The sequence below is a fragment of the Glycocaulis sp. genome, from assembly GCF_050485565.1.
Taxonomy (GTDB): domain Bacteria; phylum Pseudomonadota; class Alphaproteobacteria; order Caulobacterales; family Maricaulaceae; genus Glycocaulis.
Genome location: NZ_JBJHBQ010000009.1, coordinates 127914 through 138018 on the forward strand (window position 1 = coordinate 127914; position 10105 = coordinate 138018).

Genomic DNA, 10105 nt, shown 5'->3' on the forward strand with positions numbered 1-10105 from the left:
ATGCGGTTTGGATAGTTCTGCCAGATTTGCAGTTGACCTCTCCTCCGGGGTCTCCCGCCCCGACGGGAGACCCATGGGGCGTTCCGCAGCTTGTAAGGATGGCCCCCGGGTTCCACTGCCTGCACGGGCTCACACCGCAGCGGCGAAAAAGTTTGCCTGAAAGGTAAGGATATCGCCGGGAATCCCTTGCGTTGGCGGCCTGCGCGCATAACGCTATGCGTCATGTTCGGGGATATGGGTGCACTCTGCATTGACCGGCCAGGCTGCAATGACCGGACCTTACCTGTTTTTCAACGGGTTGGGCCGTCATGAGCGGTGATATCACGCGTGACATCTTCTTTCAGAATCACCCCGACCCCATGCTCATATACGAGCTGGCAACGCGCCGTATTCTGGTGGTCAACCAGACCTTCCAGATCCGCTATGGCTATACGGATGAGGATCTGACGACGCTGCGTCTGGACGACCTTCATCCCGAGGACGAGCTGGACAGGCTGGAATCCAACGTCGCCGCCGTTACCGCCGGCCTTGATCGCGCCGGAATCTGGCAGCACCGGCTCAAATCAGGCGAATTCATCCATGTGGAGATCACCTCCCACACGATGGAATATGAGGGCAAGGCCTGCGAGCTGGTCGTAGCCCGTGACATGACGGAGCTGGTGCGCTTCGAGAAGGAGCGAGATCAGGCGCTCAAGCGCGAGGAAACCCTTCGCAGCCGTGCCGAGGCCGCAGCCTATCACTTCCAGTCCCTGTTCGAAGCCGCGCCGGGCATGCTGCTGGTGCTGGAGCCTGAGGGCTACACCATTGTGGCGATCAGCGACGCCTATCTGGAAGCCACAATGCGCCGCCGGGCCGACATTATGGGCAAGCCGCTTTTTGACGTTTTCCCCGATGATCCTGATGACCCTGACGCCAATGGTGTTTCTGCCGTCACCGCTGTTCTCGAAAGGGTGAAGGAAAGCGGGCTGTCGGAGGCTCTGCCGCTGGTGCGCTTTCCGGTCGAGCGGCCAGAGGAGGAGGGCGGCGGGTTTGAGGAACGCTGGTGGCTGTCAGTGTTCTCCGCCGTCAAAGGCCCCGATGGCCGCACGCAGTACGTGATCTGCCGGTCTGAGGACGTTACGGGGCTGATTGCCAGTCAGGGCCGTGATACGGCCGAACTGGCTGCCGAGCTGGCGGAGCGGCCGCTTGAGCTCGACCTGATGGTGCATTCACGCGAGCTGCGCGAAGCGACGCTGCGGCTGAACGAGCGCGAGGCCAGCATCCGCACGGTCGAGCGCCTGCTGGCTCTGGGCCAGTGGCGGTTCGATCTGCAGACCCAAAAGCTGGAATGGTCAGACAGTACGTTCCGGATGTACGGGCTGGATCCGGAGACGTGTGAGCCCGACTATGATCTCTATGTCAGCCTGGTTCACCCCGATGACCGCACAAGAATGGAAAGCTGGTTTGCCGATTTCATCGAGTCCGGTGAACGCAGCGGCGAGTTCTGGCACCGCATCGTGCGCCCTGATGGCCGCGTGATTACGGTTCGCGGTGTCGCCGAACGTGCCATAACCCCGGAGGGCGAGGCGACCACCGGGTTTGTTCAGGACATTACCGGCCAGCTGGAAACCGATGCGCGGCTGAGCGAAGCAGACCATTTGCTGCGTCTGGCTGGCAAATCGGCCCGTTTTGGCGCCTGGCGGGTGGATCTGGGGCGCGGCGTCGCCGAGTGGTCTGAAGAAGTGGCCGACATCCACGACATGCCCGGCACGCGGGAACTGCCGGTGGAGGATGCTATCGGCTTCTACGCACCGGAAAGCGTTGACCGGCTGCGTGAGGTTTATGAGCACTGCATCAATACCGGGCAAGCCTTCGACGAGATGCTGGTCATCATCAGCGCGAAGGGAAGGCGGGTCTGGTGCCGCTCGATCGGTGAAGCTGAACGCAATGCTGCTGGGGAGGTGATCGCGGTACGCGGCGCATTCCAGGACATCTCCGAACTGGTGTCGGCCCGCCTTGAAAGCGCGGAGCTGGCCGAGCGCCTGCAGAACACACTCAACACGATGAGCGATGCCTTCTACCTGCTTGATGAGGGGATGTGTTTTTCCTTCGTCAACAAGGAGGCGGAGCGGGCGCTGCGCACGCCGCGCCAGGACCTGCTGGGCAAGCATGTCTGGGATGTATTCCCCGGCGCACGTGAAGCGCTGGAGCCCTACTACCAGCAGGCGATGGATACGGGCGAAAGCGCGAATTTATCTTTCTGGTATGATGAACTCGGTGTCTGGTTCCGGGTGAGGGTGCATCCCGGCCCGGACGGTCTGGCCGTGTACTTTCAGGACATCACCGAAGAGCGGGAGGCGCAGGAGCAGCTCTATCTTCTGGAGAAGGCGGTCGCACGCGCCAATGATGTGGTGATTATCGCCGACAGCAAGGTCACAGATGAAGGGCCCAGAATAGTTTATGTCAATGACGCGTTCGAGCGGGTGTTCGGGTATACCCGCGACGAGGTGGTTGGCCAGTCAACCAGCATATTGCGTGGTCCCCTCACAGACCGGGAGACACTAGAGGAGATATTTTCAGCGTTCAGGGCCATGGTGCCGGTGCGAACCGAGATTGTGCACTACACCAGGTCCGGCGACGGGCGCTGGATGGATGTCGCCGCGGTGCCGATCACCGATACGGAAGGGCGTCACACGCACTGGCTGGGCGTGCAGCGCGACATTACCGAGCGCAAACGTGACGAGGAAGCGCTCCGGATCGCGCGCGACGAGGCAGAAGAGGCCAACCGGCTGAAGTCGGAGTTTCTGGCCAATATGAGCCATGAAATCCGCACCCCGCTCAACGGCGTGCTGGGGATGTCGCAATTGCTGGCCCGTACGGATCTTGATGCCCGCCAGACGCGGATGATCGAGACGGTGCAGACCTCTGGCAAGGCGCTGTTGTCGATCATCAACGACATTCTGGACCTGTCCAAGATCGAGGCCGGCCTGATGACCATCGAACCGGAGGCGGTTGAGGTCGACGCCTTGTGTGAACAGGCCCTGTCCTCGGTCAGGGGTACGGCACAGAACAAGGCGCTGGCGCTCGACCTCGCCATTGATGAAGCGGTTCCCGGACACATTACTGCCGACCGGCGGCGCCTGGCCCAGGTTCTGATCAACCTGCTGGGCAATGCGGTAAAGTTCACCGAGGCCGGATCGGTCTGGCTGAACGTGGATTGCCCGGACGCGCAAACCATCCGTTTCGAGGTGACCGATACCGGGCCCGGGATCAGCCCGCAGCAGGCGGAGCATATTTTTGACCGCTTCCGGCAGGTGGACGCCTCCTATGCCCGCCGGCATGAGGGTACGGGGCTCGGCCTGGCGCTGAGCAAGGAGTTTGCCAGCCTGATGGGCGGGCATATTACCCTGCATTCCCGGCCCGGTGAGGGCTCGCGCTTTGCTGTTCATCTGCCGCTGGTGACCACCAGGGCCGGGGTGGCAGGCGGGGAAGAGGCGACCAATGTCGTCAGCCTGCCAAAGGACATGGACCGTATTCTGGTGGCGGAGGACAACGCGACCAACCGCGAGACGCTGGAGATGTTTCTTGATGAGCTGGGCCTGGCCCGCCCGGTCTGCGTTACCAATGGACGTGAGGCGGTGGAGCGCGCGTTGGCGGAAGATTTTTCGCTGATCATCATGGATGTCTCCATGCCCGTCATGTCGGGGCTGGATGCGATCCGCGCGATCCGGGCCAGCACCTCGCGCCGCCGTCATGTACCCATACTGGCGCTGACGGCGCATGCTGCTCCCCAGGACCGGGAGGAATGTCTGCAAGCAGGCGCTAACGATTATCTTGCCAAACCTGTTGATCTCGCCGCGCTGGCCAGCGCATTGTCGAAACTGGTGGGCAAGCGGATTGCAGGCTGACAGCCTCTGAAGGGATGTTGAATGGATCATGCATCACAGACATCAAGCGGCGAGCTGAGCGTAGCCATTATCGATGACGATCCGGTGGAAACCGAGATTCTCTCCATCCTCATGGACGAGGTATTTGAGGCGGTCGAGATTTCGAGCTTCGGGACGGTCAGCGAGTTTCTGGATGGCAGCCGGAATGCGAGTTTCCAGCTCGTATTCCTGGATCGACGCCTGCCGCCCTATTCCAGGTTTGACGAAACCCTGCCACTGGTCGTGCCGGCGGCTCCCAAGGCCGCCATCATCCTGATCACGGCCCATACTTTCGAGCGGGTGGACCTCTCGGCCTACCCCAACGTGGCCGGGCCGTTTGCCAAGCTGGACCTGATGACGCCGGAAGATCTGCGCGGGCTTATCGGCAAACACCTGCCCCAGTGATGCAACAGGCCATGCTCGTGTCCGCGCAAGAGGCCATGGCCCGCGAACAGGCGGTGTTCATTGATGCGAGCTGGTTCATGCCGGCCAGCGGCAGAACCGGGCGCGATGCCTTTGCGCAAACCCGCATTGCAGGCGCTCTCTTTTTTGACATTGATGCGGTAGCGGACCTGACCAGCCCTCTGCCCCATATGGCACCGGGCAGCGCCACGCTCTCGCGCTGGTTCGCGGCACACGCCCTTCAACCTGGTCAGACGCTTATCATCTACGATCAGAACGCGGGCTTTGCCGCGCCGCGCGTCTGGTGGACGCTGCGCCGGTTCGGCCTCTCGCCCCTGATCCTTGATGGCGGGTTTGCCGCCTGGAGTGCCGCAGGCGGGGCGGTGGAGACCGGGCCTGCGCCGGACCCTGCCTCCACCGGGGCGGGGCCGGACTTGCACCTCATCAATGATGATGCGATGCGCTGGAACGACGTGCTCCACCACATTGAAGCAGGCGATGCGCTGATCGTCGATGCCCGCCCGCCGGGGCGCTTTGCCGGCACGGACCCGGAGCCGCGCGCCGGGCTGCAATCAGGTCACATGCCGGGCGCCGTAAACCTGCCCTCTGGCCGCCTGCTGGACGCAGAGGGGCGGTTTCTGCAGGGCGAGGCGCTGGCGGCTGTGTTGCCGGCGCAGGACCGCCACAAGCGCATTATCTGCACGTGCGGGTCCGGTGTGACCGCCGCCATTCTCCATGCCGGTTTCACGGCGGCAGGCTTCGGCGATGTCTGGCTTTATGACGGTTCGTGGACCGAATGGGCTGGCCGGGGCGATCTGCCGATTGTGAAAAGCTGAACAGCGTTCACTTCCCCATCTCGACACCGCGTCAAACCGCGCTAGCTTGCGGTGCAGCATACATGTTTCAAGGGGAGGGCCAGATGGCCGGACTGGACATTCTCGAAGGGCGCCTCAGCGTGCCTGTCATTGGCGCGCCGCTTTTCATCATTTCCCATCCTGATCTGGTCATCGCCCAGTGCAAGGCAGGGGTGGTGGGGTCCTTCCCGGCGCTCAATGCCCGCCCGCAGAGCCAGCTCGATGAATGGCTGGATCAGATCACGTCAGAGCTGGACAGCTATAACCGCGCCAATCCGGACAAACCGGCTGCGCCCTTTGCCGTGAACCAGATCGTCCACCGCTCAAACGAGCGGCTGGAAGCGGACATGGAAACCTGCGCGAAATACAAGGTGCCGCTCGTCATCACCTCGCTGGGTGCGCGTGAGGAGCTCAACCAGGCCGTCCATTCCTGGGGCGGCAAGACGCTGCACGACATCATCAATGTGCGCTTTGCCCGCAAGGCGCTGGAAAAGGGCGCGGACGGTCTCATTGCGGTGTGCGCAGGCGCAGGCGGCCATGCCGGCACGCTCTCGCCCTTCGCGCTGATCGCCGAAATCCGTGAGTTTTTCGATGGCCCGCTTCTGGTCTCCGGGGCCATTTCCACCGGTGCCGGCGTGCTGGCGGCGCAGGCCATGGGCGCGGACTATGCCTATATCGGCTCAGCCTTCATCGCGACGGCAGAGGCGCGCGCAAGTGAGAGCTACAAGCAGGGCATTGTGGAGGGGCGGGCGGACGATATCGTCTACACCAACCTCTTCACCGGCGTGCATGGCAACTATCTGAAAAAATCCATCACCGATGCCGGTCTTGATCCGGACAACCTGCCTGAAAGCGACCCTTCGAAGATGAATTTCGGTTCGGGCAGTAATTCGGCCGCCAAGGCGTGGAAGGATATCTGGGGTTCGGGTCAGGGGATTGGCTCGGTCGACAAGGTGCGCTCGACGGCAGAGTATGTGGACCTGCTCAAGGCCCAGTACGAGGCTGCGAAAAAGCGGGTTTGCTGAGGGGCCTTCCCTTCACTGAAACCCCGGAACACCGAAGGCGTATCCGGGGCCTGCCTCAGAGTTATTCTGCGTAAGGTCCCGGCTCTGCGCTGCGCTTGGCCGGGATTTCAGCGGTGGAGGAACTCTAGATGCTCTTCAGCCAGTCGGGCTTCACATATTTGTGGCCGAGATCGCGGGCGACCGGCTCATAGGTGACATGGCCTTCGGCCACGTTCAGCCCGCGTGCCAGGTGCGGATCGTCATTCATCGCCTTCTTCGCGCCCTTGTTGGCGATGGCCAGCGTAAAGGGCAGGGTGGCGTTGGTGAGCGCGATGGTTGAGGTGCGCGCCACCGCGCCCGGCATGTTGGCGACGCAGTAATGGACCACGCCGTCGACGATGAAGGTCGGGCTCTGGTGGGTGGTGGGCTTTGAGGTTTCAAAACAGCCGCCCTGATCGATGGCGATATCGACCAGCACCGCGCCATCCTTCATTTTCTTCAGCATCTCGCGGGTGACGAGCTTGGGTGCTGCCGCGCCGGGGATCAGCACCGCACCGATCACCAGATCTGCGCCGATAATGGCTTCCTCAACGGCAGCCGCCGTGGAGAAGGCCGTTTTGGCGCGGCCCTGGAACTGGGTGTCGAGCTCAGCCAGGCGCCGAATCGAACGGTCGAAGATCGTCACGTCCGCGCGCATACCCACGGCCATTTCGGCTGCGTGGGTGCCGGAGACACCGCCGCCGAGAATGACGACTTTGGCAGGCTGTACGCCCGGCACACCGCCGAGCAGCATGCCGCGCCCGCCATGGGATTTTTCCAGCGCCGTTGCGCCGACCTGGATCGACATGCGGCCCGCGACTTCCGACATGGGCTTCAGAAGCGGCAGGCGGCCTTCATTGTCGGTCACTGTTTCATAGGCGATGGCGATACAGCCTGAGTCCATCAGCCCCTTGGTCTGTTCAGGATCGGGCGCGAGGTGGAGATAGGTGAAAAGCGTGTGCTCCGGCGTCAGGCGCGCATACTCGATGGCTTGCGGCTCTTTCACCTTCACGATCAGCTCGCCCGTCTTGAACACGGCGTCCGCGTCGGGAAGGATTTTCGCGCCAACCGCCTCGTAGGCGCTGTCGGCAAAGCCAACACCGTCACCGGCTTTGGTCTCGACAAACACTTCATGGCCAGCCTGCACCAGCTCTGCGGCGCCTGCAGGCGTCAGGCCGACGCGGTATTCGTGAACCTTGATCTCTCTGGGTACGCCAACGCGCATGAGGGTCTCTCCCGGTGTTTTCTGACTGTCAGGTGTGTCCCTGAAGTTGCGGTGAAGCTACCGGAAACGGCAGGTATCTGCAATCTGGATGGCAATTATGCAATAATATTGCGGATTAATGGATTAAATCGGGTAATACTGCCATATTGGGTGTGCCGGGCGGGCCGGGAATCGCAAACTCTTCGAGAAATTGGCCATGAACCTTGATGATACTGATCGCGCCCTGCTGACCCTTCTGCAGGCAGAGGGGCGTCTGACCAATGCGGAGCTGGCAGAGCGGGTGGGGCTGTCGCCTTCTGCCTGTCACCGGCGTGTCCGGGCGCTGGAGGCGCGCGGCGTCGTGACCGGATATGCCGCCCTGCTGAATGCGGATGCGGTGGGGCGGGGCCTTACCGTGCTGGTGCTGGTCACGCTGGAGAATCAGCGCCGCGAGACGATGCAGGCTTTCGAGACGGCGGTGGAGAAGGTGGAGGAGGTGATGGACTGCTACCTCACCACCGGCGCGGAAGATTATCTCTTACGCCTGATGGTGAATGATGCGCGCGATTATGAGCGCGTGCACCGCGAGCGGCTGTCCGGCCTGCCGGGGGTGGCGCGCCTCATCTCCAATATCGCCATGCGCAAGGTGTTTACCCGCACGGCCCTGCCGCTGGCTGGCGGTCAGGCCGGCTCGGCTACCCGGAAAGCCGGGTCGGGGGTGTAAGCCTCGATCACCTCCTGCATCCATTCGTGAATGTCGCTTTCGGGCACTTCCGCATAGCGCAGCAGCGCCAATGCGAAGTCGAGCCCTTCAGGCTGGCTGCGGTTGAGGATGGCGTGTATGCCGAGCGCCTGGTGGCGGCGCTGGTCAGCTTCGTCGGCGACCGCCACGAAGCGTTCCAGCTCGGGGAAGTTCTCGCGGATATAGGGCGTGATCTCCGCAGAGATCTCATAGCGTGGCTGGCAGACCGCGAGCGCACGCGCCTCGGTAACGTCGATGGCTTTCAGTAGCCGCGTATCGGAAGGATCGCCGAAGGTCACCGCATAGCCATCGGTAATCGCAGCCAGAAACCGGTCCGGGTCGTTCTCCACGGCGATCACGGGGATGCCAAAACGCGTCAGGGCGCTGTAGGCCATCCGCCCCGACGGTGTCATGGCGTAGATGAGGACGGGGCAATTCATCTCTTCGGGCGCGCTGACCGGTTTGCGGCTGGCGGTGGCATCGGCAATACGCCGGGCGATCTTGAGCCCCAGCGATGCCCAGGCCGGGGTCAGCGCGAGTGACAGCGCGCTCGCCGCGACCAGAATGCCTGTCAGCTCCGCGCCCAACGCCGCCGCAATGCCCGGCAGGGCCAGTATTACCAGACCGAACTCGGACCCCTGCGCCAGCGAAAAGCCGAGCTGCGCGCCGCCCGCAAGGCTCCATCTATTGATAATGGCGGCGGCCCAGGTGAGCGCGGTTTTCAGCACGAACAGCACGGCGAGCGCCGCGACGATCCAGTGGGCCTGCGCCACCATCATGCGCCAGTCCAGCGCCATGCCGACCGTGATGAAGAAGAAGCCCAGCAATAGCGCGCCGAACGGTCTGGCTTCGGTACGGATCACGGTCTTGAACGGAGTGTCGGCGATAATCATGCCGGCCAGGAAGGCACCCAGCGTCAGGGAGAGCTCCAGCGCGCCGGTGGCCGCCGCCGTTGCCAGCACCAGAAACAGGGCGGCAGCGGTGAATATCTCGTCATTGCGGGTCTTGGACAGCAGGCGGAAGAGCGGCCCGATCACGAAGCGTCCGGCGAGCAGGGCGGCGGCCACCGCCAGCAGCGCTTTGAGCGCCGACATGCCCAGAATGGCACCTAGATCTCCGCCCCCGCCTTCGGACAGGGCGACGGCGATGACCAGAAGGAAAATGCCTGCAATGTCCTGAAACACCAGAACGGCGGTCGCAGAACGGCCCAGCGGGCAGGTGGCAATGCCACGCTCGGCAAGCGTCTGCGTCACAACCGCCGTTGCTGAAATGCCTGCTGCTGCCCCGATCAGCAAAGCCAGCAGCCAGTCCATGCCGGCCATCCAGCCGACAAGGCCGAAACCGGCCGTGCACAAGATCATCTGCAGGGGCGCAAGGCCGATCAGATCGCTCTTGCTTTCGCGCACGGTCTTCAGTGAGAAGCCCAGCCCGATATCAAACAGCAGGAAGACAACGCCGAGCTGCGCCAGCAGGCGCGTCGTGCCGTTCTCCTCGATCATTCCGAGGCCGAACGGGCCGATCAGCAACCCGGCCGCGATGAAGGTGACGATGGGCGAGGTTTTCAAGAGCCGCGCCAGCATGATGGCGGCAATACCGACGCCCAGCAGTTTCACCGCCGGCAGGATGGCTTCCACTTCGCTCATGATTTCTGCGCCCGCCGTTGGAGTGTTGGGTTGGGAGTGTGGGAAGAGAGGATATGCTAGTATATGCGTATGGAGTTATTGCTTGCCATAAATATTGCTGCCGGCGGTCTGCTGTTGGCCGGGCTGATCCGCATTGTTTGGCCGTATGTTGCGAAGACTAGCGCACGGCGCAGGGCGGCAGAGCGTGATGAGCTGGACCGGGATTCGGTGCACACCTCCACTGAATAAGGCGGACCTGCCTCTCGCCAATCGCGCAGTCAGGCGCTACATCCCCGCCATGACCGAAGAACGCTATACCAGCCTTGAGCAGCT

General features: G+C 62.7%; 7 protein-coding genes. 5 read left to right on the forward strand and 2 right to left on the reverse strand.

Annotated features, from left to right (window positions below):
• The first annotated feature begins 308 nt into the window (after nucleotides 1-308).
• The 4 genes from ACQ5ID_RS11475 to ACQ5ID_RS11490 all read left to right on the forward strand — a co-directional run bounded on the left by ACQ5ID_RS11475 (nucleotide 309) and on the right by ACQ5ID_RS11490 (nucleotide 6186).
• A complete protein-coding gene (locus ACQ5ID_RS11475) occupies nucleotides 309-3887 on the forward strand; it encodes a PAS domain S-box protein (RefSeq protein ID WP_429912576.1) in 3579 nt (1192 codons plus the stop codon).
• A 21-nt stretch (nucleotides 3888-3908) separates the two neighbouring features.
• The gene (locus tag ACQ5ID_RS11480; protein ID WP_429912577.1) at nucleotides 3909-4310 is read left to right on the forward strand and encodes a hypothetical protein; all 402 of its coding nucleotides are present in this window, start codon (nucleotides 3909-3911) and stop codon (nucleotides 4308-4310) included.
• 17 nt (nucleotides 4311-4327) lie between these two features.
• On the forward strand, nucleotides 4328-5143 hold the full coding sequence (locus ACQ5ID_RS11485; protein WP_429912578.1) for a sulfurtransferase: 816 nt from the start codon (nucleotides 4328-4330) through the stop codon (nucleotides 5141-5143).
• An 83-nt stretch (nucleotides 5144-5226) separates the two neighbouring features.
• Nucleotides 5227-6186, forward strand: coding sequence for an NAD(P)H-dependent flavin oxidoreductase (locus ACQ5ID_RS11490; protein WP_429912579.1), 960 nt, complete (start codon nucleotides 5227-5229; stop codon nucleotides 6184-6186).
• Between the two features lie 124 nt (nucleotides 6187-6310).
• On the opposite strand, the gene ald is transcribed toward ACQ5ID_RS11490, so the two are convergent.
• Nucleotides 6311-7429: an alanine dehydrogenase gene (gene ald / locus ACQ5ID_RS11495; protein WP_429912580.1), complete on the reverse strand. Its 1119-nt coding sequence runs from the start codon at nucleotides 7427-7429 to the stop codon at nucleotides 6311-6313.
• Nucleotides 7430-7625: 196 nt separating this feature from the next.
• Here ald and ACQ5ID_RS11500 point away from each other — a divergent pair, with 196 nt between their 5' ends.
• The gene (locus ACQ5ID_RS11500; protein WP_429912581.1) at nucleotides 7626-8132 is read left to right on the forward strand and encodes an Lrp/AsnC family transcriptional regulator; all 507 of its coding nucleotides are present in this window, start codon (nucleotides 7626-7628) and stop codon (nucleotides 8130-8132) included.
• Here ACQ5ID_RS11500 and ACQ5ID_RS11505 read toward each other — a convergent pair.
• A complete protein-coding gene (locus tag ACQ5ID_RS11505) occupies nucleotides 8090-9793 on the reverse strand; it encodes a cation:proton antiporter (RefSeq protein ID WP_429912582.1) in 1704 nt (567 codons plus the stop codon). The genes ACQ5ID_RS11500 and ACQ5ID_RS11505 overlap by 43 nt on opposite strands.
• Between the last annotated feature and the right edge of the window lie 312 nt (nucleotides 9794-10105).

Excerpts from the sequence above, each read along its gene's own strand:
- ACQ5ID_RS11505 (WP_429912582.1), bottom strand. The coding sequence starts at position 9,793 with ATGAGCGAAGTGGAAGCCATCCTGCCGGCGGTGAAACTGCTGGGCGTC.
- ACQ5ID_RS11500 (WP_429912581.1), top strand. The coding sequence starts at position 7,626 with ATGAACCTTGATGATACTGATCGCGCCCTGCTGACCCTTCTGCAGGCA.
- ACQ5ID_RS11475 (WP_429912576.1), top strand. The coding sequence starts at position 309 with ATGAGCGGTGATATCACGCGTGACATCTTCTTTCAGAATCACCCCGAC.
- ACQ5ID_RS11490 (WP_429912579.1), top strand. The coding sequence starts at position 5,227 with ATGGCCGGACTGGACATTCTCGAAGGGCGCCTCAGCGTGCCTGTCATT.
- ald (WP_429912580.1), bottom strand. The coding sequence starts at position 7,429 with ATGCGCGTTGGCGTACCCAGAGAGATCAAGGTTCACGAATACCGCGTC.
- ACQ5ID_RS11480 (WP_429912577.1), top strand. The coding sequence starts at position 3,909 with ATGGATCATGCATCACAGACATCAAGCGGCGAGCTGAGCGTAGCCATT.